Genomic DNA, 26,075 nt, shown 5'->3' with positions numbered 1-26,075 from the left:
AACATCATGCGTACGGCCGCAAGGGCCTTGTTCAGAGGCCCATGGCCTTGCGCGCCATGGCCACCGCGCCCTCGCGCGAGCGCGCGGCGCCCACGAAGCGCCGCAGATGCACGAAGACCGCGTCCGGGACGCCGCTTGTCGCCGCCAGCGCCGCCGTCTCCAGCCCGGCCCAGGCCTCTGGCAGCGGCAGGCGCTGCGCGAAGGAGCCGGGCTCCGGCGGCACGGCATCCAGCATCCAGTTGCCGTTGGAGGCGGGGGAGACGGTGAAAAGCACCGGCAGGTCGTGGGTGAAGACCACATTCTTCCACGGCATGCCGCGCTCCAGCACCAGGACGCGCGGGTCCTCGCCGGCCGCATGGGCGGCGAGGACCGTCGCCTCGGCCGCGTGCCGCGCGCGCAGACCATCCACGCGGCGGATGAGCATGCCGAGCACGAAATCGGCGGCCTCCAGGAAGGCCTCGTCGCCGGCCGTGGGGCCATTGGCCTCGGGCTCGTCCCAGCTCGGGTTGAAATCGCCCACCAGGGTCGCGAGGCCGAGGGAATCGGGGCGGTCGGTGGTGGTGCCGTTGTCGATCTCGTCGATGCGGCGGACCACGGCCTCGTCGAGCTCGGCGGCGATGGCGGCGGCGAAGCGCTCGCTGCCACTCGGCCTCAGCAGCGCGGCCATCGCGGCCTCTCCATAGACGCGCCAGACCAGCCCCGCGGAGGAGAAGGGGGTGCCGTCCGCGCGCAGCGGCGCGCCGCGCTGGTGGTGGTCGAAGCGTTTCGCCGCCTCGTCGAAGACGAAGCCGACATCCCAGACGATCCCGGCGCTCTCGATCAGCTCCGGCTTGCGGGTGCGGCGCAGGATGTGGTCCCGGCCGGCCTCGCGCAGGCCGAGCGCGAGCCGCAGCACCGCATAGGCGAAGACCTCGTCGCAGTGGAACTTTCCGCTATGGGTCGCGAGGACGGGAAGCGACGGGTCGTGAGGCAAGGGCATGGTCCGGAAACTGGGGCGAAGGCGCGTGCCTAGCCGCGCCGGCGCCTCCCGTCCATGCCGGGCGGCGCGGGCTAGACCGTCGGCTCCAGCAGATCCTGCAGATTCTCGACCACCGCGCGCACCACGTCGGCGCGGCTCACGATGCCGACCAGGACGCCATCGCGGACGATCAGCACGTGCTTGATCTTCTCCCGGATCATTAGGTCGCTGAGCTCGGCGAGCGACGCCTCCTCCGAGGCGACGATGGCCGGGCTGTGCATCAGCCCGCTGGCCTTGCCGTGCTCCAGCCCGATCTCGGCGAGGAATGCCGACGACATGGCCTCGCCCTCGGCCAGCTTGTGCAGCCATTGCGCGCGCTTCGACTGGAAGCCGGCGCTGAAATGCCGCAGCACGTCGCCCTCGCTGACCACGCCGAGCGGCCGGTTCTGCGCATCCACCACGGGCAGCGCCGAAACGCCGCGCTTCAGCATCCGCCGGGCCAGCTCGGCGATCGTCGTCTCGGGCGAGGCGGTGACGACATCTTTCGTCATGACGGATTTGGCCGGGATGGTCATGGCTGCGCTCCTGCCGGTACTGGGATGGCACGGGTGCCCCGTTCGTGGCGCGGGGCGGCCCGTCCGGCCTGGATATTCGCATGCCGGATCATGCGCGGGAAAGGTCCGCGTTCCGCTTCGTCACGGGCCCGCAACAGGGCTGAAAGGCGCCCCCTAGGCCGGTGGTAGGATGCCCGCAGCGCGGTAGGCGGCGATCTGTCCGGCGAACATTCCCCAGGAATTCACGAAGCCCGTGAAGCCCGCCTCGCGCGCCGCCGTCATGGAGCAGAGCACGTCGTAGTCCATGCCCATGAAGAAATCGAAGAAGGGCCAGCTCGCGACCTGATCCAGCGGCAGCGCGAGGGTGTGGCGCGCGCGGATGCGCTCCCACACATCCTCCTTGCCCGCCATCCAATGCGCCATGGACATGCTCCGCACCACGCCCGGCCTGCAGCCGAACTGCTCGGCGAGGAAGGACCACAGGTCGCACCAGCGGAAGGCGTCGCCATTGGTCATGTTGAAGGCACGGTTGGCGCAGCGGGGCTCGCCCAACATCCAGAGCACGCCCTCGGCCAGCAGCCTCGCGTCGGTTACCTCGTGCAGCGCCTTCCAGGTGCCGGGCTTGCCCGGAAAGTCGAAGGGCACGTCCAGCTCGCGGCAGATCGCGGCATAGGCGCCGAGCGTGGAGACCATGTTGCGCGCGCGGCCGGGCGCGACATCCAGCACGAAGTTCGGGCGGCTCGTGGACCAGCTCCAAGCCTTGCCGCGCTGGCGTTCCGCGATGAAATCCTGCTGGTCGTAGTAGAAGTTGGGCGGCATGTGACGCGGATCGTCCTCGCGCGCCGGGGTGCGGTAGCGCCCGATATGCATGCCGTACCACTTCGCGCCATGGATCAGGTGGATATGCGCGAGGCGCGGCAGGCTCGCCTCCGCCGCGTCCACCAAGTTGCGCAGCATGCGCAGGTTCCAGGGCACGTCCTCCACGCCCGTCTCGCCATGCGGCGCGCGCGAGGCATAGACGATGCGTGAGATATCGGGGCGCAAGGCCAGCGCGCCGGTCAGGCCGGCCACATCGTCCAGATCCGCCGAGAGCCACAGCTCGTCGCCGGCCGGCCGGTTGCGCGAGAGGCCCAGCAGCGTCTCGCCGGGCCGCGCCCTGCCCTGCTCCAGGATGCGGCTCGCCGCCGCACCCGTCGCCCCCACGATCAGCGTGACCTGCGTATTGTCCATCCGGGGATCATGCCCCGGCGAGCGTCATCCCGTCGATGCGCAGCGTCGGCGCGTCGTTGCCGCGCTTGTAGACGAGGTCGTCCGCCGCGGTCATGGCCAGGAACATCTCCGGCAGCTTACCCGCGATGGTGATTTCGCTCACCGCCTCGGCAAGCTTTCCGTCGCGGATCATGAACCCGGCGGCGCCCCGCGAGTAGTCGCCCGTGATGCCGTTCACACCCATGCCGATGAGCTCGGTGACGTAGAGACCTTCCTTGATGTCGGCCATCAGCGCCTCGGGCGAGACGCTGCCCGGCTCCAGCCAGAGGTTGGTCGGTGCCGGGCCCGGCGGGCCGCCGGTGCCGCGCGCCGCATGGCCCGTGCTGGCGAGGCCGAGCTGCTTGGCACTCCGGCCATCCAGCAGCCAGGTGGTCAGCACGCCGTTCTCTACCAGCGCGCGGCGCTGGCCGCGCTGGCCCTCGCCGTCGAAGGGGCGCGAGCGCATGCCGCGCGGGCGCAGCGGGTCATCCATCACGGACATGCTGGCAGGCAGGATCTGCTTGCCCAGCGCATCCTTCAGGAAGGAGGTGCCGCGCGCGATGGCAGCGCCGTTGATCGCGCCCACCAGATGGCCCAGCAGCGAGTTGGACACGCGCGGGTGATAGATCACCGGGATGCGCCCGCTCTTCGGCCGTACGGGGTTGAGCCGCGCCACCGCCTGCTCGCCCGCGCGGCGGCCGATGGCGGCCGCGTCCTCGAGGTCCGTGAGGAAGGTCGCGCTGGAATAATCGTAGTCGCGCTGCATGCCGGTGCCCTCGCCCGCCAGCGCGGTGGCTGAGACGGAATGGGAGGAGCGCGTGTAGCTGCCGAAGAAGCCGCGCGAGGTGGCCAGCGAACGTGTGCCGCGCGACCAGCCGGCCGAGGCGCCCTCGCTATTCGTGATGCCCTTCACGCCCATGGCCGCGTCCTCGGCGATGGCGGCGCGGGCCAGCAGAGCCTCGGCATCGGGCTCGGCCGCGTCGCAGAGGTCGAGCGGGCCCCCATCGGCCGGCTCCGGCGCGTCGAGCAGCACGGCATAGGCGTCTTCCGGCACCACCCGCGCCATGGCCACCGCGCGCTCGGCCAGCGCCGCGAAGCCGGCGGGCGAAGTGTCGGTGCCGCTCACCACCGCGTTGCGGTTGCCGATGAAGACGCGCAGCCCGATGTCGCTGCTCTCGGAGCGCTCGAGCTGCTCGATCTCGCCGAGGCGCCGCTGCACGGCCAGCGAGGCGGAATGGACGAGCAGCGCATCCGCCTGCTCGGCGCCCGCCGCGCGCGCCGCGTCCAGCAGCGCGTTCAGAACCTCTTGATCGTTCACGCTACGAGCTTCTCGGCGATATCGGCGATCCCCGGCACGCGCGAGACGGGGCCCAGCGTCGCCAGCGTCGGCTTGCCGTGGAAGAGCCGCGCGGCGGCGCGTTGCACATCCTCCACCGTCACGGCGGCGATGCGCGCCTTGGTCTCCTCGACGGGGATGATGCGGCCATGCACCTGGAGCTGCCGCGCGATCTGCTCGCAGCGGCTGCCCGTGGATTCCATGGACATGAGCAGCGAGGCGCGAAGCTGCGCCTTGGCACGGTTCAGCTCTTCCAGCGTCACGTCATGCTGCACGCGGCGCAGCTCCTCCACCGCGACGGGCACCAGCTCGGCCGCCTGCTCCTCGCCCGTGCCGGCGTAGAGGGTGAAGATGCCGCTGTCGTGATAGGGGCTTGCGAAGGAGTAGATGGAATAGACCAGCCCGCGCTTCTCGCGGATCTCCTGGAAGAGGCGCGAGGACATGCCGCCCCCCAGCAGCGTGGAGAGCAGCTGCACCGGGTAGTGGTCTGCATCGGTATAGGTGGCCGAGGGGAAGCCCATCACAATGTGCACCTGGTCGAGGTCGCGCTCCTCTCGGTACTCGCCGCCGGTGTAGCGCGCGGGCTCGGCCTCGTGCGGGGTCACTGTCGGCAGGTCGGCGAAGTGCTCGTTGACGAGGGAGAGAAGCTGCTCGTGCTCCAGCGCGCCGGCGGCGGCGACCACCATGCGCGAGGGGCCGTAGTGCCGCGCCATGTAGTTGGACAGCACCTCCCGCGGCATCTTCTCGATGATCTCCTCGGTGCCGAGGGTGGGCCGGCCCATCGCCTGGTCCGGGAAGCAGGCGAGCTGGAAATGGTCGAAGACGATGTCGTCCGGCGTGTCGTTGGCCTGCCCGATTTCCTGCAGGATCACGCCGCGCTCCCGCTCCAGCTCCTCGGGGATGAGGGTGGAGTGGCAGAGGATGTCGCCGATGATGTCGGCGGCCAGCGCCGTGTCCTCCTTCAGCACCTTGCAATAGTAGGCGGTCTGCTCGCGCGCCGTGTAGGCGTTGATGTGCCCGCCCACATTCTCGATCTCGCGCGCGATGGAGGCCGCGTCACGGCGCGTGGTGCCCTTGAAGGCCATGTGCTCGAGGAAATGGGAGGCCCCGTTCTCCGCCGCCGTCTCGTTGCGGGTGCCGGCATGGACATAGGCGCCGATGGACACGGTCTCCACGCGCGACATGGTGTCGCTGGCGACGAGGAGGCCGCTGGGCAGGCGCGTGACGCGGACGGAATCGGTCATTTTCGGCAGGGGGGCTTTCTGAGAGGGGATTTCCAGGCTGGTGGGGGCATTCCTAGCCCGCTTCGGCCGGGCCGTCACATATCGGGTCCCCATCCCCATTGTTTCAACCTCTTGCGCGCAACCCACCCCCTCCTTCGCGGTTGCAGCAAGGCGCCCTTCCGGGCCGCGCCCCATTGAGGCCGCAAAGCCATCACCCTCCCGCCTTGGGCCGGACCGATCAGGGAGCCCCATGACGACGACATCTCCACGCCGGCTGGTCGAGCTCGATTCCCTGCGCGGCATCGCCGCGCTGATCGTGGTGCTGCATCATGCCTATCTCTCCATCCCCGACCTTCCCGCCTGGGTGGATTGGCTGCTGGACGCGACGCCCCTCCGCCTTGTCGGCGCCGGGCGGCCGGCGGTGATCTTCTTCTTCGTCCTCAGCGGCTATGTGCTGACCCGCGCGCTCGCGGCGCAGGAGGCGCGCCAGCCCGGCAGCGTCATGAACGGCCCTGCCTGGGCCAGCTATGCGGCGCAGCGATCCGTTCGGCTCGGCCTGCCGGTCCTGGCATCATTGGTGCTGTCCGCGGTGCTGCAGCTCCTGATCTGGGAGGCGCCGCTGCCGGCGGAGACGCCCGGCCTCGTCGGCGTCGCAACCTGGGCGAAGATGTGGAGCTGGAAGGGCTTCACCGAGCAGGCACTGCTTTTGAGCTCAGGCAATGGCTTTCAGCTCAACCCCGTGCTCTGGAGCCTGGTCCACGAATGGCGCATCGCGCTGCTGCTGCCCTTCGTGCTGCTGTTCCGGGGCCGGCTCGCGCCGCTCATGGCGGTGGCGCTGGTGGGGGCGGCCGTCGCGCGGCTCGCGGGCATGCCGGAAGGTGACGTGGCGCTGGGCAGCAGCCTGCTCAAGACTTTCGCCGCCACCGCCGGCTTCCTGCCCGCCTTCGCGGTGGGCGCGGCGCTTGCGCTCGGCCGCGTGCGGCGGCTGGACGACAGTCAGGCGCTGGCGGCGGGGATCGCGGTGCTGGTCATGGCCATGGCAGCGCATGATTACGGCGTGATCCTGGCCTCGGCGCTACTGATCCTGCTGGCGCAGCGGGACGGACGCTTCGCCTATGCCATGCGGCGCCCGGCCCTGCTCTGGCTGGGGCGGATCTCCTTCAGCCTCTATCTGGTCCACATGCCGCTGCTGGCGGCCGCCAACCACCTGCTGCGCGACCAGCGCGTGCCGGAGGTGGCGGCACTGATCGCGGTCGCGCTCTCCTTCCCCGTGGCGGCGCTCATGTGCCGCTGGGTGGAGATGCCGGCGCACCGGCTGGCCCGGCGTATCAAGCCCTCCGCGGCGAGGGTGCCGGCGGGCGCGGAAGCCTAGGCCGGCACGGCGTTGCGCCGTGCATGCGCGCGCACCATGGCCTCGACCTCGCCGAGGTCGTTGGGCAGCACGGTGAAGCGCTCCGGCCGCTCGTAGAGGTCGGCCAGGGCGGGGGGCAGCGCGGGGCGGATGCCGGTGGCGCGCTGGACGGCATCGGGGAACTTCGCCGGATGCGCGGTCGCCGCGATGATCAGCGGCATCTTCCTGTCGGACCAGAGCGCATGCGCCGCCGCCGTGCCGACGGCGGTGTGCGGGTCCGCCAGGTAGCCCGCGTCGCGGTGCAGGCGCTGGATCTCGGCCAGCGTGCCTGCATCGTCCAGCGTGAACCCGGTGAACAGCTCCCGCGCTTTCTTCCAGGCCGCATCGGGCACCGGCATGCGGCCCTCGGCGCGGAAATCGCGCATCAGCCCGGCCGTCGCCGCGCCGTCGCGGCCCATCAGCTCGAACAGCAGCCGCTCGAAATTGCTGCTGACCTGGATGTCCATGGAGGGCGAGAGCGAGGGCTCGACATCGCGGGCCGTCATGTCGTTGGCGGCCAGGAAGCGCGCCAGGATGTCGTTGCGGTTGGAGCCGATGATGAAATGCGCGATGGGCAGCCCCATCTGCCGCGCCGCCCAGGCCGCCAGCACATTGCCGAAATTGCCGGTGGGCACCGCGACCGCCACCTCGCGCTCCGGCGCACCGAGGTTCAGCGCGGCATAGGCGTAGTAGACGATCTGCGCCGCGATGCGCGCCCAGTTGATGGAATTCACGGCCGCGAGCCGCATTTCCTTCCGGAAGGGCGCGTCCAGGAACATGGTCTTCACCAGATCCTGGCAATCGTCGAAGCTGCCCTTGAGCGCGATGTTCGCGACGTTCGGGGAGAGCACCGTCGTCATCTGCCGCCGCTGCACCTCGCTGGTGCGGTTCTCCGGGTGGAGGATGACGATGTCCACCGCTTCGCGGTCGCGGCAAGCCTCGATGGCCGCGCTGCCGGTGTCGCCGCTGGTGGCGCCCACGATGGTGATTCGCTCGCCGCGCTTCGTCAGCACATGGTCGAAGAGGCGGCCGAGCAGCTGCAAGGCCACGTCCTTGAAGGCGAGCGTCGGGCCGTGGAACAGCTCCAGCACGAACTGATTGGGCGCGATCTGCACCAGCGGCGTCACGGCCGGGTGGCGGAAGCCGGCATAGGCATCCGTCGTGAGCGCGCGCATCTCGTCGAGCGTCATCGCCTCTCCGGCGAAACGGTGCAGCAGGCGGGCCGCGAGCTCAGCATAGGGCAGGCCGCGCAGAGCGCGCCATTCGGCCACCGTCAGGACGGGCCAGGATTCGGGCAGGAACAGGCCGCCATCCTCGGCGAGGCCGGCGAGCAGGACATCATCGAAGCCGCGCGGGGCGGCCTCTCCACGGGTGGAAACGTAGCGCATGGGGGCTGTTTAGGCCGTTGCGGGCCCATCGGGTAGGCCCGGTGATTCCGCTTCCCCAACCTTCCCATCGGGGCGTAGGATTTTCATGCGATTTGAACCAATAAGGGAGAGAGCAGTCACATGGGCAGCGACCTCGGGCGCCGGCTGACGGCGGAGTTCATCGGTACCTTCTGGCTCGTCTTCGGCGGCGTGGGCAGCGCCGTCTTCGCGGCGACCTTTCCGCAGCTGGGCATCGGCTTTGCCGGCGTGGCCCTGGCCTTCGGCCTCACCGTGCTCACCATGGCCTACGCGGTCGGCCATATCTCGGGCGGGCATTTCAACCCGGCGGTGACGCTGGGCCTTTGGGCAGCCGGGCGCTGCGCCAACCACCATGTCATCCCCTACATCATTATCCAGCTGGCAGGCGGCATCATCGCGGCGGGCGCGATCTACGTCATCGCCTCCGGCCGGCCGGACTGGGTCATTCAGAGCTTTGCCTCCAACGGCTACGGTCCGCACAGCCCGGGCGGCTACTCCATGGCCGCCTGCTTCCTGGCTGAGGCGATCCTGACCTTCATTTTCCTGGTCGTGATCATCGGTACCACGTCCAAGGGCGCGGCGACGGGGTTCGCGGGCATCCCGATCGGCTTCGCGCTGACGCTGATCCACCTGATCTCCATCCCCATCACCAACACCTCGGTGAACCCAGCACGCAGCACGGCGCCCGCGCTCTTCGCCGGTGGCGAGTACATCGGGCAGCTCTGGCTCTTCTGGGCGGCGCCGATCCTGGGCGCGCTGATCGCGGGCTTCTTCGCGCGCAGCCTCTTCGCCCCCTCCTCGATCGCGGACACGGTGGTCGTGGAGGAACGACGCGTCTCGTGATGGACGGCGGCGTCAGCGCCGCCTAGCTTCGTTCCTGGCCGGGAACCTTCCGGCCAGGGAGGAACCAGATGAAGATCAACCGTCGCCACATGGCGGTGGCCGCCGCCGTCACGGTCGCCGCCGCCGCCTTGCCCGCCGCTGCGCAATCCGCCGACGAGCGCGCCGTCGCCCAGGCCGTCGAGGCGCTGACCCGCGCCATGCTGAACCCCGACCGCGCCGCGCTGGAAGCACTGTCCCACGACGCGCTGAGCTACGGCCATTCGGCCGGACGCATCGAGAACAAGGCGCAGTTCATCGGCAACCTCGTCGAGCGCAGCAATCCCTTCGGCGAGATCAACATCACCGATCAGACCATCGCCGTGGTCGGCGACGACGCGATCGTGCGCCACAACTTCACTGGCAACACGACGGGCGGCGGGCGCGTGACACCGGTCCGGATCGGAATCCTGCAGGTCTGGAAGAAGCAGGGTACGAATTGGAAGCTCTTTGCGCGGCAGGCTTTCGTGAGGCCGCCGGCCTGAGGCGGCTTCGCCGCCGGGCCGCGAGGTCCGGCGGCACGAGGGCCGATCTCCCCAGCAGGAAGGGGCCGCAATGCGCGAGCACGAGATCGAGAACCCTTCCCGAAATCGTGCTCCATGTAGACCGGGAGGGGCACCGCCCTCCCGGGTCAATTATTCAGCAGCCTGAAGCTGCATCTCCTCCGCATAGGCTTCCAGCGGCGCGCAGGTGCAGACCAGGTTCCGGTCGCCATAGACATTGTCCACGCGCTTCACCGGCGGCCAGTATTTGTGCGCCTTCACATAGGGCAGCGGAAAGGCCGCTTCTTCGCGCGTGTAGCCGTGCGTCCACTCGGTCGCCATGACTTCGGCGGCCGTGTGCGGCGCGTTCTTCAGCGGGTTGTCGGCGCGGTCCATGCGGCCCTGCTCCACCGCGCGGATCTCGCCGCGGATGGCGATCATGGCGTCGCAGAAGCGATCCAGCTCCGCCTTGGTCTCGCTCTCGGTCGGCTCAACCATCAGCGTGCCCGTGACCGGCCAGCTCATGGTCGGCGCATGGAAGCCGTAGTCCTGCAGGCGCTTGGCGATGTCCTCGACCATCACGCCGCCGCCCTGCTGGAAGCCGCGGCAATCCAGGATGCACTCATGCGCCACCATGCCCTGCCCGCCCCGGTAGAGGATGGGGAAGTGGTCGCGCAGCCGTGCCGCCATGTAGTTGGCGTTGAGGATCGCGACCTGCGTGGCGCGCGTCAGCCCCTCGGCGCCCATCATGCGGATATAGGCGTAGCTGATGGGCAGGATCGCCGCCGAACCGAAGGGCGCGGCCGAAACCGGCCCGAAGCCCGTGGCCGGCCCGGCCTCCGCCACCAGCGGATGGTTGGGCAGGTGCGGCGCGAGATGCGCGGCCACGCCGATCGGCCCCACGCCCGGCCCGCCGCCGCCATGCGGGATGCAGAAGGTCTTGTGCAGGTTGAGATGGCAGACGTCGGCGCCGATGGAGGCCGGCGAAGTCAGCCCCACCTGCGCGTTCATGTTGGCGCCGTCCATATAGACCTGCCCGCCCGCCGAATGGATCAGCGCGCAGATCTCGCGGATGCTTTCCTCGAAGACGCCATGCGTCGACGGGTAGGTGATCATCAGCGCGGAGAGCTTGTCCGCGTGCTGCGCCACCTTCGCCTTGAGGTCGGCGACATCGACGCTGCCGTCGCGGTCGCTCGCCACGACCACCACCTTAAGCCCCACCATTGCCGCCGAAGCGGGGTTGGTGCCGTGCGCCGAGGCCGGGATCAGGCAGATGTCGCGATGCGCCTCGCCACGCGCATGGTGGTAGGCGCGGATGGCGAGCAGGCCCGCATACTCGCCCTGGCTGCCGGCATTGGGCTGCAGCGAGACGGCCGCGAAGCCAGTGACCCCGCAGAGCCACGCCTCCAGCTGGCGGATCATCGCGAGGTAGCCCTGCGCCTGGTCGATGGGCGCGAAGGGATGGATGTCCGCGAAGCCAGGGAAGGTGACGGGGATCATCTCCGCCGTCGCGTTCAGCTTCATAGTGCAGGAGCCGAGCGGGATCATCGAGCGGTTGAGCGCGACGTCCTTGTCTTCCAGCCGCTTCATGTAGCGCAGCATGGCGTGCTCGGCGTGGTGCGAGTTGAACACCTCCGCTTCCAGGAAGGGCGTGGTGCGGACCAGCGCGACAGGCTCGCCGCCCGCGGGCTCCAGCGTGGCGAGATCGTCGCTGTGGAAAAGCGCGACCAGCGCCGCGAGTTCCGTGCGATTCACCGTCTCGTCGAGCGCGACGGCGACGGCGCCGTCATCGACGCGGCGCAGGTTGAAGCCGGCATCCAGCGCCGCCTTCATGATCGCGTCGGTCTTCGCACCGGTCTCGATGCAGACCGTGTCGAAGAAGGCCGCGTGGCGCAGCTTGAAGCCGCCTTCCTCCGCCGCACCCGCGAGGAGGCGCGCCTGCAGCGCGACGCGGCGCGCGATCTTCTTCAGCCCCTCCGGCCCGTGCCAGACGGCGTACATGCTGGCCATGACCGCCAGCAGCACCTGCGCGGTGCAGATGTTCGACGTCGCCTTCTCGCGGCGGATGTGCTGCTCGCGCGTTTGCAGCGCGAGGCGCATGGCCGGCGCGCCGGCCGCGTCCACGGAGACGCCGACGAGGCGCCCCGGCAGCGAGCGCTTCAGCGCGTCCTTCACCGCCATGTAGCCGGCATGCGGCCCGCCATAGCCCAGCGGCACGCCGAAGCGCTGCGAGGAACCGACGACGATGTCGGCGCCCATCTCGCCCGGCGGCTTCAGAATGGTCAGCGCCAGCAGGTCGGCGGCGACGATGGCGAGCGCGCCGGCCGCATGCGCGGCCTCGATCTCGGAGGTGATGTCGCGGACCTCGCCGGTCGTGCCGGGATACTGCGTCAGCACGGCGAAGGGCTTCTCGGCCGCGATGGTCGCGGCGATGTCGGCGGGCTTGCACAGCACCACCTTGATGCCCACCGGCTCCGCGCGCACGCGCACCACGGCGATGGTCTGCGGATGGCAGTCGTCGGCCACGACCAGCGTGCTGCCCTTCCCCTTCACGGAGGAGTGCGCCAGCGTCACGGCCTCGGCCGCAGCGGTGCCCTCGTCCAGCAGCGAGGCGCCGGCCATGGGCAGGCCCGTCAGCTCGCCGATCATGGTCTGGAAGTTCACCAGCGCCTCGAGGCGCCCCTGCGCGATCTCGGCCTGGTAGGGCGTGTAGGCCGTGTACCAGCCCGGATTCTCCAGGATGTTGCGCAGGATCACCGGCGGCGTGTGCGTGCCGGAATAGCCCATGCCGAGCAGGCTGCGCTTGCGGATGTTGCGCTCGGCCAGCGCGCGCAGCTCGGCCAGGGCGCCCGCCTCGTTCACCGGGCTCGGCAGTCCCTTCAGCGTCATGCCCCGGATGTCAGCGGGGATGGTGCGCGCCGTCATCTGCTCCAGGTCGGCGCAGCCGACCACCTTGAGCATCTCCGCTACCTCGGCCTCGGTCGGGCCGATGTGGCGGCGGATGAATTCGCCCTGGTCCTCGAGGGCGGCGAGCTCCTGCAGCGCGCTCACGCAAGCGTGTCCACATAGGCCGCGTAGGCGTCGGCATCGAGCAGGTCGTCCGGCAGCTCGCCGTCCAGCTCGATCTTGAAGAACCAGCCCTCGCCGGTCGGCTCGACATTGATCTTCGCCGGGTCGTCGATCAGGGCTGAGTTCACCTCGACCACCTTGCCCGAAATCGGCGCATAGACGTCGGAGGCGGCCTTCACGCTCTCGACCACCGCCACGGCCTCGCCGGCCGTCACGATGCGGCCGGGCTCGGGCAGGTCGACGAAGACCACGTCGCCCAGCGCGTTCTGCGCGTGGTCAGTGATGCCGACGGTGGCGACGCCGCCCTCCATCCGGATCCATTCGTGGTCCTTGGAGAATTTCAGCTCGGACATGATGCGCTCCTCAGCGGGCGTAGCGATGGGGTTGGAAAGGCATGGGCGCGATACGGCCGGGCAGTGGCCTGTCGCGCACGATGAGGTCGAGGGCGGTGCCGTCGGCGGCGGCATCGCGGGCCACGTAGCCCATGGCCACCGGCGCGCCGACCGAAGGGCCGAAGCCGCCGGAGGTGACTTCGCCGATCGCGACGCCGTCCTTCTGGATGGCGCTGTGCGCGCGCACGGGCTGGCGTCCCTCGGGCCGGATGCCCACGCGCAGTCGCTTCACGCCGTTGTCGAGATGGTCGCGCACCACATCGGCGCCGACGAAGTCCCAATCCATCCGGCGGCGCTTACCCATGGACCAGGTGAGCGCGGCTTCGACCGGGCTCGTGGTCTCGTCGAGGTCATTGCCGTAGAGGCAGAGGCCAGCCTCCAGCCTCAGGCTGTCGCGCGCGCCGAGGCCGGCGGGCATCACGCCCGGCATGGCCAGCAGCGCCTTCGCCAGCGCCTCGGCCTGCCCGTCGGGCACGGAGATCTCCAGCCCGTCCTCGCCCGTGTAGCCGCTGCGGCTGGCGAGCACCTTGATACCCGCGATCTCGATCTCGCCGATGCCCATGAAGGTGAGGGAGGTCGGCACCAGCGCGGCCACGCCGGGACCTTGCAGCGCGATGAGCGCGCGGTCAGGCAGCGGCTTCAGCTTGACGCCGGTGGGCAGCACGCTCTCGATCAGCGGGAGGTCGACGTGTTTGCGGCTGGCGTTCACGACGAGGAACAGCCGGTCGCCCAGGTTGGCGACCATGAAGTCGTCCACGATGCCGCCGGCGGGGTTCATCAGCAGGCCGTAGCGCTGGCGGCCGGGCTTCAACGCCTGGACATCGGCGGGCGTGAGCTTTTCGAGGGCCGCCGCGGCGCCCTCGCCGACCAGCTCCGCCTGGCCCATGTGACTCACGTCGAATAGGGCCGCGCTGGCGCGGCAGTGCAGGTGCTCGGTCATGATGCCGGCGGGGTACTGCACGGGCATGGAATAGCCCGCGAAGGGCACCATGCGCCCGCCCAGCTCCTTATGGAGCGCATCGAGCGGTGTGGTGAGAAGCGATTCGGAGTCGGTCACAGAGCCCCCTGCCGCATCGCGCGGCGGTTGAGTTCGTGACCCCCCTCTGTCCATGGAACCTGAGAGATTCAGGAAGGGGAAACCTTCCCTTACTCCGTCGGTGTCAACCTTTCGGCTGAGCTTTCCAGAGCGCCCAATCCCCCGCGGCCCTTTTGCCTGAGCGTTTCCGGGGGCCGGTTGCGCCTTCGGCGGCCCGGCTCGAAACCGGGCTCTCTCCCGCGCGGGATGCACAGGCGGGAGTCTCTTGCCCCGCCGGGCGAGTCCGCGCAAGCGTCATCTCGGCTTCATGACGTGCCATGAAACGGCCCTGCCCGCGAAACCGGCTCCACGCGCCGGATTCGCCCAGGGCATGGGCGGCTCATACCGGCGGGTACAAGCTTTGACTCGGGTCGAGGCGGCGTAGGTAGTCCGGCGAAGCCAAGCAAACCTGAGGTTTGCGCCCCGGCGAATCAAGCGGTGGCGAAGCTCTCGGCGAGGCTCTGGAACATCGGCAGCCCGTCCGTGCCGCCGACCAGCGGGTCCACGCAATTCTCCGGGTGCGGCATCAGGCCCAGCACGCGCAGGTTGGGCGAGAGGATGCCCGCGATGCGGTTGATGCTGCCGTTGAGGTTCTCGCCCTCGTAGCGCAGGGCAACCAAGCCCTCGCCCTCCAGCCGCTCCAGCGCCGCGTCGTCGCAGAAGTAGTTGCCGTCGCCATGGGCCATGGTCGCCGTAAAGGTCTGGCCGCGCTGGAACTGGTGGGTGAAGGCGGTGTCCGCGCGCTCGACCCGCATCCGGCAATCCATGGCGAGGAAGCGCAGCGAGGCGTTGCGCAGCAGCGCGCCGGGCAACAGCCCCGCCTCGGTCAGCATCTGGAAGCCGTTGCAGACCCCCAGCACATGGCCCCCGCGCTCGGCATGCCGCTTCACCGCGGCCATGATGGGCGACTGCGCGGCCATGGCGCCGCAGCGCAGGTAGTCGCCGTAGGAGAAGCCGCCGGGCAGCACCACGAGGTCGAGGCCCTGGGGCAGTTCCGTGTCGCGGTGCCAGAGCATCTCGGGCTTGCGCCCGCTCACGCGCTCCAGCGCCAGCGCCATGTCGCGCTCGCGGTTGGTGCCGGGGAAGACGATGATGGCGGCTTTCATGGGGTCATGACCTCGCGGGGCATTTCGGTGCTGGATATCGGCCGCGGCGCGGCGCGGCACAAGTTGAAAGCGCGGGGGTCACCCCTGCCAGACGCGCAGCCAATGGAGCAGGCCCAGGATCACGGTGGTGCCGATGGCCGCGATGGCCGCCGCCGTCACCCAGCGGTCCGCCAGGGCCCGCTGGCGGGCGATCCATCCCTGGCGCGGCGCCGCGGGACGAGCAGCGGAAAGCCGTGTCTCACGCCAGCGCAGCGCCATGAAGACCAGCACCGTCATCACCCCCATGATGAGGAGCGATGCCTTCACCATGGATAGAAGAGCCAGCCCAGCGGGTTGAAGATGCCCTCGATCAGCAGGCTGATCGGCCAGAAGAGACCGCCCAGGAAGGCCTTGGACAGGTAGAAGAACACCTGCGTCAGCGGAAAGGGCGTCTCCAGCGGCGGGCCCAGCAGCAGGTAGGCGGCCGTCGTCAACAACCGCCAGCCGGCCAGGATGACCGACGAGGCGATGAACCAGCGGAGCGTGGTTTCTCGCGCTGTCACACGATCTCCACGGTGAAGCTCTCGATGACCGTGTTGGCGAGCAGCTTGCGCGCCATGTCCTCGCCGGCGGCCTTGGCCTTCGCGGCATCACTCTCGGCGGTCTCCACGATCATGACCTTGCCGACGCGCACCTCGCCCACGCCTTCGAAGCCCAGCCCGCCAAGCGCACGCTCGATGGCCTTGCCCTGCGGGTCGAGCACCCCTGCCTTCGGAAACACCGTCACCTTCAGCTTAGTCATCCGCAATCCCTTCCAATCCCTTCCACTCGCCGCAATCCGGGCGAAGCTGGGCTTCGCCCAGCCACTCCGACCCCGCCAGGGATCAGTGCCCATCCGCCCCCGCGCAAACTCCGCCAGGAGGTTTTGCGGGGAGCTACTGCATCTGTTCCGGGCCCTTCATGTCCCGGATCCCGGCCTCGGGCAGGATGCCGAGGCGCCGGGCGACCTCCTGGTAGCCCTCCTCGACCTTGCCCAGGTCCCGACGGAAGCGGTCCTTATCCATCTTCTCACCGGTCTTGCTGTCCCAAAGGCGGCAATTGTCGGGGCTGATCTCGTCCGCCAGCACGATCCGCATCTCGTCATTCTCGTAGAGGCGGCCGAATTCCAGCTTGAAGTCGACCAGCGAGATGCCGACGCCCAGGAACAGCCCGGTCAGGAAATCGTTCACGCGCAGCGTAAGCTGGACCATGTCGTCCAGGTCGTGCGTCGAGGCCCAGCCGAACGCGGTGATGTGCTCCTCGCTCACCATCGGGTCCTGCAGGGCATCGTTCTTATAGTAGTACTCGATAATGGAGCGCGGCAGGCGCGTGCCCTCCGCGATGCCCAGGCGCGTGGACATGGAGCCCGCGGCGACGTTACGCACCACGATCTCGAGCGGAATGATCTCGACCTCGCGCACTAGCTGCTCGCGCATGTTCAGGCGGCGGATGAAATGCGTAGGGATGCCGATCTCGGCGAGGCGCTGCATCAGGTACTCGCTGATGCGGTTGTTCAGCACACCCTTGCCGGTGATCGTGCCCTTCTTCTGCGCGTTGAAGGCGGTGGCGTCGTCCTTGAAGTATTGGACAAGCGTACCCGGCTCGGGGCCTTCGAACAGAATCTTGGCCTTGCCCTCATAGATCTGACGGCGGCGAGCCATGGCATTAAGTCCTTTGTATCCTAGCGGGGCATATAGCAGGCTTGTCCATGCGTGCCACGCGCATCAGGGAAGCGCGAGCGCCTCGAAGGGCGTGCGGTCCGGGGGGCCGGCTGCGAATCGCCATTCGCGCTGCCCCTCGGCGCCCAGCGCCAGCAGCGAGGAGCAAACGGTGCCGAAGCCACCCAGCGGCGGCACGTTCAGCGCCTCGGCCGTCGAGCCGCTCGAATCGGCGAGCAGCGTGGGCCATTCGCCCCAATCCGGCGGCTCGGGCGCCTTCGCGGCGCGGAAGCGCGGGAGGTGACGGGCGGTGCGTGCGCTGGTGAGGTCATTTGGCGGATGGGCGGTGACCATGGTCACGCCCTCGGACAGCGCGGTGACCTCGGGCGCGCCCTCGCCCAGCCCGGCCAGGAACCAGGCGCTCCGCGCATCGGCAATCACGAGGTTGAAGGAGCGCCAAAGCCCGGCATCGAGCCCGCCCATGCGGTGCGCGGCCTCGGCGGCACTGGTGGCTTCCGCTGCCATCAGCGGCAGCTCGCCACGGGAGCGCTTGCCGGCCGCGGGGCCGAGACTGCCGGGGCGGTTCAGCACGGCGGCCACCACGCCCTGGCGGCCCAGGGCCATCCAGGTCCCGCCGGCGAGAGTGTCGCGGCCGCCCAGGATGCCCGGCCAGAATTCGGCGGGTGGCTCCCATTCCCGGTCCAGCCTCTCGTCGCGATTGGCGGCAAGCAGGAGCGGCCAGGCATGGCCTGGCCGGCGGAGCAGGATGACCGTGCACATCCCCGCCGGCTTATCCCGGCGGGAAGGCGCTGGCTACCAGCGGCGGTAATAAGGCCGGTAGTACGGCCGGTAATACGGGCGCGGCGCGTAATAGCGCGGCGGCGGCACGTAGACCGGGACGCGCGGCACGAAGACCGGCGGGGGCGGGGCGTAATATACCGGCGGCGGCGGCGGCGCGTAGTACACCGGCGGGGGCGCCGGGGGATACGGGTACCACTGGGCCTGGGCCGCGCCGGTGAAGCCAAGGGCGGCCACGCCGGCGATCATCGCAGTCTGGAACATCCGCATGGGAACGTCTCCTTCAGTCCCTGCTGTTCAACGTACAACTCATGGCAGAACCGTGGCGAAAATCAGCCACGATGCCGGCCGCCGCCACCGCCCCGGCCGCCACCCCCGCCGGAATAGCGAGGACCACCGCCGCCGCCGTGGCCGCCCCAGCTGGGCCTGGGGCCACCGCCACCACCGCCCCAGCCGGGACGCGGGCCGCCACCGCCATGCCCGCCCCAACCGGGGCGCGGGCCGGGAGGCGGGCCACCCCATCCGGGGCGCGGCCCACCCCACCCGCCGCCGTAATAGCGCGGAGGGGGCGCCACGTAGCGGGGACCGCCGCCCCAATAGCCGCCGGCATAGACCGGCCGGGCGTAGCCGCCGGCGTAGTAGCCGCCACCATAGGCGGGGTATGTGTCGTAGCCCGTCGCGTAATAGCCCGGGGCACAGGCGGCCACCGATGCCATGAGGCCGAGGGCCGCCAGGATGCGAAGCCCGCGCATGACGTTCTTCTCCTCCTGAGGGGCCTTCTCGCCAGGTCGGGGGTGCCTGGGCTCAGGGCCCTGCAGGATCAACCCGGGAATACGGCCCTCGTTGCGGAGAGAGGCATCCCGGTATTGTCATATGGGTCGCGCGGCATGGCCGAACCATGGCGGGATTTCAGCATTTTCGGGGTATCTGGCCGCCCCGCTTCCGAGCGGGCCAGGAACTCAAAACCCACCGGGCGGAATCCGGAAGGCCGCGCCCTTGGGCCGCTGCGCCGCCCGCAGCATCGAATCCAGCTCCGAGAGGAAGCGCGAGCGGTCGGCCTGCGTCATCGCCGCCGGCCCGCCCGTGCGGTCGCCGGTCGAGCGCAGGTGCTCGGCCACCGCGCGGCCGGCGAGCGCGCCGCCGATATTGTCGTTCGTCCAGGGACGGCCCTTGGAGTTGATGGCCGAGGCGCCCTTCTCCAGGCAGCGCGCGGCCAGCGGGATGTCCTGCGTCACGCAGACGTCCGCCGCCGTGATGCGCTCGGCGATCCAGTCGTCCGCCACATCCGCGCCCTCGGTGACGATGACGCGGTGGATCAGCGGATGTTCCGGCAGGCGGATGCCGCGCGCGCCGTTGGAGACGACATGCGTGGCGATGTTGAGCCGCAGCGCCACGCGGAACGCCTCCTCCCTCACGGGGCAGGCGTCCGCGTCGATGTAGAGCTCGGTCAGCTGCCGAAGACCCGCGCGAAGATCGTCTCCACATGGCGGAAGTCGCGCTGCGGATCCATGGCCGCGTCCAGCGCCGGGCCGTCCATGAACTTCGCGACCTCGGGCTGGGAGAGCAGGTTCTCGCGGAAGCGCTGCATGTCGGGCTTGCCGAGCTTCAGCCAGGTGGCCATCGCCGCCTGCTGGACCGCCGCATAGGCGCCCTCGCGCGACATGCCGGCCTGGGTCAGCGCCAGCAGCACCTTCTGGCTGTGCACCACGCCGCCGAGGCCCTCGAGGTTCTCGGTCATGCGCTCGGGGTAGATGGTCAGCTTTTCCATCATCCCCGCCACGCGCATCAGGGCGAAATCCAGCGCGATGGTGGCGTCGGGGCCGATCACGCGCTCCACGCTCGAATGGCTGATGTCGCGCTCGTGCCAGAGGGTGATGTTCTCCAGCGCGGGCATGGCATAGCCGCGCACCAGGCGGGCCAGGCCCGTGATGTTCTCCGACAGCACCGGATTGCGCTTGTGGGGCATGGCCGAGCTGCCCTTCTGCCCCGGGTGGAAGAACTCCTCCGCCTCGCGCACCTCGGAACGCTGCAGGTGGCGGACCTCGGTGGCCAGCCGCTCCACCGCCCCGGCCACGACGGCGAGCGTCGCGAAGAAAGCGGCGTGGCGGTCGCGCGGGATCACCTGCGTCGAGACCGGTTCGACCGCGAGGCCGAGCTTCTCCGCCACGAAGGCCTCCACGCGCGGATCGACCGAGGCGAAGCTGCCGATGGGGCCCGAGATGGCGCAGGTCGCGACCTCGGCCCGCGCCGCGATCAAACGCTGACGGTTGCGGGCGAATTCGGCATAATGGTTGGCGAGCTTGAGACCGAAGGTGGTGGGTTCGGCATGAATCCCGTGGCTGCGGCCGATCGTGGGGGTGAACTTGTGCTCCTCGGCCCGCGCCTTGAGCGCGTTCATGACAGCCTCGACATCCGCGATGAGCAAATCTGCCGCCCGTGTCATCTGGACGGAGAGGCAGGTGTCCAGAACGTCACTGCTGGTCATGCCCTGGTGCATGTAGCGCGCGTCCTCGCCGATCCCCTCGCCCAGCCAGGTGAGGAAGGCGATGACGTCGTGGCGCGTGACGCGCTCGATCTCATCGATCCGCTCGACATCGGCCGCACCCATCTTCGCGACCTTGGGGCCGCCCCCGGCGCGGATCGCGGCAGCGGCGGAAGCCGGGATCGTGCCAAGCTCCGCCATCTTCTCGGCCGCCAGAGCCTCGATCTCGAACCAGATCCGATACCTGGACTCGGGGGACCAGATTTCAGCCATGGCCGGGCGGGTATAGCGGGGTACCATCAGTGCCTCTCCTCGAACTCGGGGCGCCTCGAATTTGGGAGTGGTGTCGCGCTTTGCATGCCGCGGGGCAAGCGGGCTTGGCCGCGGCGGGCATTTCTGTCAGACGTGCAATAATTGAGGCCCTGCCTCCTCGTTACAAATTTAAAATGTGAAGGATCGCGCGCATGCCGGATTGGTTTGTACCCCTCCTCCAGGTTCTGATGATCGACATCGTCCTGGCGGGGGACAACGCTATCGTCGTCGGCATGGCGGCCGCCGGGCTTCCGGCCGAACAGCGGCGCAAGGCGATCCTGTGGGGTATTGGCGCGGCGACCCTGATGCGCATCGGCTTCGCCAGCATCACCGTGCAGCTTCTCTCCATCGTCGGCATCACGCTGGCGGGCGGCGTCCTGCTGCTCTGGGTCTGCTGGAAGATGTACCGCGAACTGCGCGACGGCGGCGACCACGCGCATGAGGTCGAGAACGCCGAGGCCGCCGCCAATGCCGACGGCGCGCCGCGCAAGACGCTGCGGCAGGCCATCATCCAGATCCTGGTCGCCGACGTGTCCATGAGCCTCGACAACGTACTGGCCGTGGCCGGCGCAGCGAAGGACCACCCCTATGTGCTGATCGTGGGCCTCGCCATCTCTGTCGTGCTGATGGGCGTGGCCGCGACGCTGATCGCGAACCTGCTGAACAAGCACCGCTGGATCGCCTGGGTCGGCCTGCTGATCATCCTCTACGTGGCCGGCGACATGATCTTCTCCGGCACGCACGAGGTCGCCGAGAGGGTGCCGGAGGCTTATTCCTTCCTGCTGCTGCCGCTCGGCTATCTGGCGCTTCCGGGGGTCTTCCCGGCCTGGCTCTGGGCGGTCGTGACGCTGGCGCAGATCATGATCGTGGCCTTCGTCGTCACCCTCATGGTCGACGCCACGAAGAAGATGCTGAACCGCAACTGACGACCCATGAGGGCGCCGGGTTCACCTCCGGCGCCCTTCATGGCCGAAACGTTACCTCACTGCAAAGACAGGCGAAGGCGACAAGTCTAGGGTCTTGAGACAGGGCCTGCCGTCCGGCATGGCTCCCTCATCCCAACCTGGATGGGCCCGCGCCCTCGCCGCTCCCGCGGCGAGCCATACTCGGATGCGACGCCCTCCCACCGCCTCCGAGGAATCTCCGCGCCATGGATCTCGCATCGTTCGCCGCCAGCTGGAACTGGGTGACACTTTCCGAAATCCTGGGCGTGAACCTCATCCTCTCGGGCGACAATGCGGTCCTGATCGCGCTGGCCGCCGCCGGCCTCCCGGCGGCGCAGCGCGGCAAGGCCATTCTCTTCGGCATGGTCATGGCGGTGGTGCTGCGGGTGATCCTCAGCCTCGCGGCAGTCTATCTGCTCGCCATCCCGGGCATCATGCTGATCGGCGGCCTCGTGCTGCTCTGGATCGCCTACACCTTCTTCAAGGAGCTGCGCGAGAAGGACAAGGACGAGGCCGACGGCCATGTGGACAACGCGCCCAAGACCATGGCCGTGGCGCTGCGCCAGATCGTGATCGCCGACGTGTCCATGAGCCTCGACAACGTGCTGGCCGTGGCTGGCGCGGCCAAGGGCAACATGGAGATGCTGATCATCGGCCTCGTCATCTCCATCCTGCTGATGGGCGTCGCGGCCACCCTGATCGCGAAGCTCCTGGAGCGCTTCCCCGTCATCGCGTATATCGGCGTTGCTCTCATTGTTTATATCGGTATCGAGATGATCTATCACGACGTCCAGCATTTCATGAGCGGCGCGCATGCCGCTTCCCTGACCCCGGCGCTGATGCTGCCGGACGGGAACTCCGCGGTTTGATGCGGCGCCTGCTGCCGGCCGCTCTGGCTCTCCTGTCCCTCGGCGCTTGCGCCATGGACGGAGCGTCGGACGCCACGCCCGCCGCGCCGCCCATCCCGCCCGTCTCGGCGCCCGAGCTTCTGGCTCGGCGCCTGCCGGCAGAGGCCGCCGGTTTTACCCGGGGCGCGCTGGTGCCCATCCGCCAGCCGCAGGTAGGCGTCGAGCAGGCCTATGCCACGCCGGGCCGCACCGCGGCCGCCTTCGTGCAGGTGCTGCGTCCGGCGGGCGGCGAGCAGCTGCCCCAGGGCACGTCCTCCCCGGCCGTGCAGCAGGAATACCAGCGCTCCGTCACGGAAGCCGAGCGCGGCACCGGCCCGCACCGCCGCCTGCGCGTCGCCAATGAATTCAATGAGCCCGAGGCCGACCCGATCTTCCGCTGCGCGGAGCTCGAGGGCACCTATGGCCGCCAGCCGGTGCAGAGCATGATCTGCGTGGGCGCGGCCGGTGGGCAGCTCCTGCGCGTGCGGGCCTCGATGCCCCGGCGCACCCCCGCGCTGGCCGATTCCCGCGCCTTCCTGCGGGAGATTGTGAGCTCCATGAGGAACGTTCCCACCCCGCCGGAAGGCGGGTGAGGGATATCCGGCGCCGGCCGCTATGCGGCCGGATGGTCCTGGAGGGTGGCTCGCTCAGGCCGCCCTGCCCCAGCTTCCTGCCCTGATCCGCTCGTAGAGCGGTTTCAGGAGGAAGGGGCTCAGGAAGAGCGGGAACTGGCACAGTACGAAGAACAGCACGATCCCCGGATCCGTCGCAGCGGGCATCACGGCGATGTAGAGCGCCATGTTGCGGTTGCCCGCCATCAGCCCCGAGGACAGCGACACCCGCTGCCCGAACCCCGCGAAGACCCCCGCCGTCATGGCGTTCATCGCCAGCGTGCCGCCGAAGGCCATGGCGATACCGCCCAGGATCAGGCCCGGCGCCGCCAGAAGCCGCGCCAGCACCCCGTCCATCACGCCGAAGCCGTAGAGCACCACCAGCAGGACCACCGCGCCGTCCACCGCCCTGCCCCAGCGGTCCAGCAGCGCGGGCGGGATGATCCGGCGCAGGACCATCGAGATCACCAGCGGCAGCCCCACCAGCAGCAACAGCCGGAGCATCAGCCCCTGGATGGAAATCGCGAGGTCGATCCCCAGCAGCCCCAGCGCCAGCGGCGGCGCCGTAAAGGGCAGGATCAGCGTGGAGAGGATGGCGACCACGAAGGCCAGCTCCCCATCCAGCCCCACCAGCCGTGCAAAGGCGGGGGAGGAAGTGGCCGCGCAGCCCGTCGCCACGATCACCAGCGCCGCCGCGAAGGGCCCCTCCAGCCCCGCGAGCCAGACCAGCGCCCAGACCACGATCGGGCTCAGGATCAGCAGCCAGAAGAGCAGCGCCGCCACCAGCACCGGCCGGCGCAGATAGGCGATGACCTGCGAGAGATCCACGCGCAGCAGAACCAGCACCATCAGCAGGAAGACGATGGGCGTGATGGCCCCGCGCGTCACGGCGGCCAGGGGCGGCACGAAGAGCCCCACGAAGATGGCCCCCGCCAGCAGCGACGCCCCACGCAAGGCAGACCATTCGAGGAAGCTTCGGAGCAGGTGCAAAGGACCAGGTCGCGATTGGTGGAGCCGTCACGATGTTCTATAGGCGGGCGGGTGTCCGCACCACCTGCCCCCCCGCCCGATTACCTCACGCGCCTGAATACCGAGCAGCGCGAGGCCGTGGAAACGCTGGACGGCCCGCTGCTGGTCCTGGCCGGCGCCGGGACGGGCAAGACGCGCGTGCTGACCACGCGCTTTGCCCACCTGCTCATGACCGGCCGCGCCGCGCCCCACCAGGTGCTCGCCGTCACCTTCACCAACAAGGCCGCCCGCGAGATGCGGGATCGAGTGAGCGCGATCCTGCAGCGCCCCGCCGAGGGCCTGTGGCTCGGCACCTTCCACGCGCTGGCGGCCCGCATGCTGCGCCGCCATGCGGAGCTGGTGGGGCTCAACTCCTCCTTCACCATCCTCGACACGGATGACCAGACGCGGCTGCTGAAGCAGGTGATGGAGGCCAATGGCGTCGACCTCAAGCGCTGGCCGCCCAACGGGCTCATGGGCATCATCCAGCGCTGGAAGGACCGCGGCCTCACGCCCGAGCGCATCCCCGCCGCCGAAAGCTCCGACTACGCGAACAACCGCGCGGAAATGCTCTATGCCGCCTACCAGGCGCGGCTCGTGGCGCTCAACGCCTGCGACTTCGGCGACCTGCTGCTGCACGTCACCGAGATCCTGCGCACCCACCCCGACGTGCTGGAGCGCTATCACCGCCTCTTCCGCTACATCCTGGTGGACGAGTACCAGGACACGAACCTGGTGCAGTACCTCTGGCTGCGGCTGCTCGCGCAGGGGCACAAGAACATCTGCTGCGTGGGCGACGACGACCAGTCGATCTACTCGTGGCGCGGCGCCGAGATCGAGAACATCCTGCGCTTCGAGCGCGACTTCCCGGGCGCCGTCATCGTGCGGCTGGAAAGCAACTACCGCTCCACCCAGCCCATCCTCGCCGCCGCCTCCGGTCTCATCGCGCGCAACGAGGGGCGGCTCGGCAAGACCTTGCGGCCGGGGCGCAAGGATTCATCCGGCGAACGCGTCCGCGTCGTCTCGCTCTGGGACAGCGAGGAGGAGGCGCGCATGGTCGGCGCCCGCATCGAGGAAGCGCGGCGCGAGGGCACGAGCCTCGGCGAGATCGCGGTGCTGGTGCGCGCGGGCTTCCAGACCCGCGCCTTCGAGGAACGGCTGATCACCCTCGCCATCCCCTATCGCGTCTATGGGGGCGCCAAGTTCTACGAGCGGCTGGAGATCCGCGACGCCATCGCCTATTTCCGCGCCCTGTCGCAGCCCGCGGACGACTTGGCCTTCGAGCGCATCGTGAACACGCCCAAGCGCGGCCTGGGCGATACGGCCATCGCCGCCCTGCACCGCCTGGCGCGCGAGCACGAGATGCCGCTGCGCTTCGCCGCCCAGCGCCTCATCGAGGGCGACGCGCTGCGCCCCCGCCCCCGCGCCGCGCTGCGCGAGCTGCTGGAGGGCCTTGCGCGCTGGGGCGCGGGGCTGGAGAAGGAGGGCCATGTCGTCGTCGCCGCCCAGGTGCTGGAGGAGAGCGGCTACATCGACATGTGGAAGGCCGACCGCAGCCTGGAGGCGCCGGGCCGGCTGGACAACCTCAAGGAGCTGCTGCGCGCCATGTCGGAATTCCCGAACATGGGCGCCTTCCTGGAGCACATCGCCCTCGTCATGGACGCCGACGACGCGGCGGAGGGCGAGAAGGTGAGCCTCATGACGCTGCACGCGGCCAAGGGGCTGGAGTTCGACATGGTCTTCCTGCCGGGCTGGGAGGAAGGCCTCTTCCCGAGCCAGCGCAGCCTGGACGAGGGCGGCGCCAAGAGCCTAGAGGAGGAGCGGCGCCTCGCCTATGTGGGCATCACACGCGCGCGGAAGCACTGCATCATCAGCCACGCCGCCAACCGCCGAATCTACGGCAATTGGACGAGCAGCATCCCCTCGCGTTTCCTGGATGAGCTCCCGGAATCGGAGATCCTGCGCGAGGGCGGCGTGAAGCAGGCGCCGCGCATGCCCTCCTCCGTCTTCTCGGCGGGCGCGCTTGCGAGCCGCCCCCGGCCACGGGTCATCGAGGCGGGGGCCTGGGAGGTGGACCAGCGGCCCGAGCGCGAGAAGGCCTTCGCCGTCGGCGCTCGCGTCTTCCACTCCAAATTCGGCTATGGCCGCGTGACGGCGGTAGATGACGACAAGCTGGAAATCGAATTCGAAAAGGCGGGACAGAAGCGTGTGCTCGACCGCTTTGTGGAGCCTGCCTGAC

General features: G+C 69.4%; 27 protein-coding genes and 2 riboswitches. Of the genes, 7 read left to right on the top strand and 20 right to left on the bottom strand.

Features of this window, described 5'->3' with window-relative positions:
• Nucleotides 1-31: 31 nt before the first annotated feature.
• The 5 genes from WJM96_RS05430 to WJM96_RS05410 all read right to left on the bottom strand — a co-directional run bounded on the left by WJM96_RS05430 (nucleotide 32) and on the right by WJM96_RS05410 (nucleotide 5,340).
• On the bottom strand, nucleotides 32-979 hold the full coding sequence (locus tag WJM96_RS05430) for an MYG1 family protein (protein WP_424811412.1): 948 nt from the start codon (nucleotides 977-979) through the stop codon (nucleotides 32-34).
• 71 nt (nucleotides 980-1,050) lie between these two features.
• Nucleotides 1,051-1,533 carry a CBS domain-containing protein gene (locus WJM96_RS05425; RefSeq protein WP_424811411.1) on the bottom strand — a complete coding sequence of 161 codons (483 nt, stop codon included), beginning with the start codon at nucleotides 1,531-1,533 and terminating at the stop codon, nucleotides 1,051-1,053.
• A gap of 153 nt (nucleotides 1,534-1,686) precedes the next feature.
• Complete coding sequence (locus WJM96_RS05420) at nucleotides 1,687-2,742, bottom strand: hypothetical protein (protein ID WP_424811410.1); 1,056 nt, start codon at nucleotides 2,740-2,742, stop codon at nucleotides 1,687-1,689.
• Nucleotides 2,743-2,749: 7 nt separating this feature from the next.
• Nucleotides 2,750-4,078 (bottom strand): TldD/PmbA family protein, encoded by a 1,329-nt coding sequence (locus WJM96_RS05415; RefSeq protein ID WP_424811409.1) that lies wholly within the window; start codon nucleotides 4,076-4,078, stop codon nucleotides 2,750-2,752.
• Nucleotides 4,075-5,340: a M16 family metallopeptidase gene (locus tag WJM96_RS05410; protein WP_424811408.1), complete on the bottom strand. Its 1,266-nt coding sequence runs from the start codon at nucleotides 5,338-5,340 to the stop codon at nucleotides 4,075-4,077. Before WJM96_RS05410 ends, WJM96_RS05415 begins: the two co-directional genes overlap by 4 nt.
• Before the next feature lie 229 nt (nucleotides 5,341-5,569).
• On the opposite strand from WJM96_RS05410, the gene WJM96_RS05405 reads away from it, so the two are divergent.
• A complete protein-coding gene (locus tag WJM96_RS05405; RefSeq protein WP_424811407.1) occupies nucleotides 5,570-6,691 on the top strand; it encodes an acyltransferase family protein in 1,122 nt (373 codons plus the stop codon).
• Here the strand turns inward: WJM96_RS05405 and thrC are convergent.
• Nucleotides 6,688-8,097, bottom strand: coding sequence for a threonine synthase (gene thrC, locus WJM96_RS05400; protein WP_424811406.1), 1,410 nt, complete (start codon nucleotides 8,095-8,097; stop codon nucleotides 6,688-6,690). The genes WJM96_RS05405 and thrC overlap by 4 nt on opposite strands.
• 120 nt (nucleotides 8,098-8,217) lie before the next feature.
• On the opposite strand from thrC, the gene aqpZ reads away from it, so the two are divergent.
• The gene (gene aqpZ, locus WJM96_RS05395) at nucleotides 8,218-8,958 is read left to right on the top strand and encodes an aquaporin Z (protein WP_424811405.1); all 741 of its coding nucleotides are present in this window, start codon (nucleotides 8,218-8,220) and stop codon (nucleotides 8,956-8,958) included.
• Nucleotides 8,959-9,026: 68 nt separating this feature from the next.
• On the top strand, nucleotides 9,027-9,479 hold the full coding sequence (locus WJM96_RS05390; protein WP_424811404.1) for a nuclear transport factor 2 family protein: 453 nt from the start codon (nucleotides 9,027-9,029) through the stop codon (nucleotides 9,477-9,479).
• 150 nt (nucleotides 9,480-9,629) lie between these two features.
• On the opposite strand, the gene gcvP is transcribed toward WJM96_RS05390, so the two are convergent.
• From gcvP to purB, 13 genes are all read right to left on the bottom strand, one after another.
• On the bottom strand, nucleotides 9,630-12,527 hold the full coding sequence (gcvP, locus tag WJM96_RS05385; protein ID WP_424811403.1) for an aminomethyl-transferring glycine dehydrogenase: 2,898 nt from the start codon (nucleotides 12,525-12,527) through the stop codon (nucleotides 9,630-9,632).
• Complete coding sequence (gcvH, locus tag WJM96_RS05380; RefSeq protein ID WP_424811402.1) at nucleotides 12,524-12,898, bottom strand: glycine cleavage system protein GcvH; 375 nt, start codon at nucleotides 12,896-12,898, stop codon at nucleotides 12,524-12,526. Before gcvH ends, gcvP begins: the two co-directional genes overlap by 4 nt.
• 10 nt (nucleotides 12,899-12,908) lie before the next feature.
• Nucleotides 12,909-14,048: a glycine cleavage system aminomethyltransferase GcvT gene (gcvT, locus tag WJM96_RS05375; protein ID WP_424811401.1), complete on the bottom strand. Its 1,140-nt coding sequence runs from the start codon at nucleotides 14,046-14,048 to the stop codon at nucleotides 12,909-12,911.
• A riboswitch (glycine riboswitch) is annotated at nucleotides 14,031-14,128 on the bottom strand. It overlaps the preceding gene by 18 nt.
• A riboswitch (glycine riboswitch) is annotated at nucleotides 14,129-14,223 on the bottom strand.
• Between the two features lie 220 nt (nucleotides 14,224-14,443).
• Entirely contained in the window at nucleotides 14,444-15,118 is a 675-nt protein-coding gene (purQ, locus tag WJM96_RS05370) for a phosphoribosylformylglycinamidine synthase subunit PurQ (RefSeq protein WP_424811400.1), read from the bottom strand.
• A gap of 78 nt (nucleotides 15,119-15,196) precedes the next feature.
• The gene (locus WJM96_RS05365; RefSeq protein ID WP_424811399.1) at nucleotides 15,197-15,427 is read right to left on the bottom strand and encodes a hypothetical protein; all 231 of its coding nucleotides are present in this window, start codon (nucleotides 15,425-15,427) and stop codon (nucleotides 15,197-15,199) included.
• Nucleotides 15,421-15,660 (bottom strand): hypothetical protein, encoded by a 240-nt coding sequence (locus WJM96_RS05360; RefSeq protein ID WP_424811398.1) that lies wholly within the window; start codon nucleotides 15,658-15,660, stop codon nucleotides 15,421-15,423. The genes WJM96_RS05365 and WJM96_RS05360 overlap by 7 nt, the downstream gene beginning before the upstream one ends.
• Complete coding sequence (gene purS / locus WJM96_RS05355) at nucleotides 15,657-15,899, bottom strand: phosphoribosylformylglycinamidine synthase subunit PurS (protein WP_424811397.1); 243 nt, start codon at nucleotides 15,897-15,899, stop codon at nucleotides 15,657-15,659. Before purS ends, WJM96_RS05360 begins: the two co-directional genes overlap by 4 nt.
• A 133-nt stretch (nucleotides 15,900-16,032) precedes the next feature.
• Complete coding sequence (gene purC, locus WJM96_RS05350; protein WP_424811396.1) at nucleotides 16,033-16,797, bottom strand: phosphoribosylaminoimidazolesuccinocarboxamide synthase; 765 nt, start codon at nucleotides 16,795-16,797, stop codon at nucleotides 16,033-16,035.
• A gap of 63 nt (nucleotides 16,798-16,860) precedes the next feature.
• On the bottom strand, nucleotides 16,861-17,574 hold the full coding sequence (locus WJM96_RS05345; RefSeq protein WP_424811395.1) for an NRDE family protein: 714 nt from the start codon (nucleotides 17,572-17,574) through the stop codon (nucleotides 16,861-16,863).
• A gap of 33 nt (nucleotides 17,575-17,607) precedes the next feature.
• Nucleotides 17,608-17,862, bottom strand: a complete 255-nt coding sequence (locus WJM96_RS05340) for a hypothetical protein (protein ID WP_424811394.1) — start codon at nucleotides 17,860-17,862, stop codon at nucleotides 17,608-17,610.
• A gap of 62 nt (nucleotides 17,863-17,924) precedes the next feature.
• Nucleotides 17,925-18,344, bottom strand: coding sequence for a hypothetical protein (locus WJM96_RS05335; protein ID WP_424811393.1), 420 nt, complete (start codon nucleotides 18,342-18,344; stop codon nucleotides 17,925-17,927).
• Between the two features lie 207 nt (nucleotides 18,345-18,551).
• A complete protein-coding gene (locus tag WJM96_RS05330) occupies nucleotides 18,552-19,043 on the bottom strand; it encodes a YaiI/YqxD family protein (RefSeq protein WP_424811826.1) in 492 nt (163 codons plus the stop codon).
• Nucleotides 19,040-20,374 (bottom strand): adenylosuccinate lyase, encoded by a 1,335-nt coding sequence (gene purB / locus WJM96_RS05325; protein WP_424811392.1) that lies wholly within the window; start codon nucleotides 20,372-20,374, stop codon nucleotides 19,040-19,042. Before purB ends, WJM96_RS05330 begins: the two co-directional genes overlap by 4 nt.
• A 164-nt stretch (nucleotides 20,375-20,538) precedes the next feature.
• Here purB and WJM96_RS05320 point away from each other — a divergent pair, with 164 nt between their 5' ends.
• The 3 genes from WJM96_RS05320 (at nucleotide 20,539) to WJM96_RS05310 (ending at nucleotide 22,810) form a co-directional block, all read left to right on the top strand.
• The gene (locus WJM96_RS05320; RefSeq protein ID WP_424811391.1) at nucleotides 20,539-21,312 is read left to right on the top strand and encodes a TerC family protein; all 774 of its coding nucleotides are present in this window, start codon (nucleotides 20,539-20,541) and stop codon (nucleotides 21,310-21,312) included.
• 224 nt (nucleotides 21,313-21,536) lie between these two features.
• Nucleotides 21,537-22,199: a YjbE family putative metal transport protein gene (locus WJM96_RS05315; RefSeq protein ID WP_424811390.1), complete on the top strand. Its 663-nt coding sequence runs from the start codon at nucleotides 21,537-21,539 to the stop codon at nucleotides 22,197-22,199.
• A 53-nt stretch (nucleotides 22,200-22,252) separates the two neighbouring features.
• Nucleotides 22,253-22,810 (top strand): hypothetical protein, encoded by a 558-nt coding sequence (locus WJM96_RS05310; protein WP_424811389.1) that lies wholly within the window; start codon nucleotides 22,253-22,255, stop codon nucleotides 22,808-22,810.
• A 54-nt stretch (nucleotides 22,811-22,864) separates the two neighbouring features.
• On the opposite strand, the gene WJM96_RS05305 is transcribed toward WJM96_RS05310, so the two are convergent.
• Nucleotides 22,865-23,782, bottom strand: coding sequence for a hypothetical protein (locus WJM96_RS05305; protein WP_424811388.1), 918 nt, complete (start codon nucleotides 23,780-23,782; stop codon nucleotides 22,865-22,867).
• A gap of 87 nt (nucleotides 23,783-23,869) precedes the next feature.
• On the opposite strand from WJM96_RS05305, the gene WJM96_RS05300 reads away from it, so the two are divergent.
• On the top strand, nucleotides 23,870-26,074 hold the full coding sequence (locus WJM96_RS05300) for an ATP-dependent helicase (protein ID WP_424811387.1): 2,205 nt from the start codon (nucleotides 23,870-23,872) through the stop codon (nucleotides 26,072-26,074).
• Nucleotide 26,075 lies beyond the last annotated feature (1 nt).

It is taken from the genome of Roseococcus sp. YIM B11640 (assembly GCF_049727625.1).
In the GTDB taxonomy this organism is placed as follows: Bacteria; Pseudomonadota; Alphaproteobacteria; order Acetobacterales; family Acetobacteraceae; genus Roseococcus.
The sequence above is the reverse complement of the archived record's forward strand: the minus strand, read 5'-3'. Positions and strand labels throughout refer to the sequence as shown.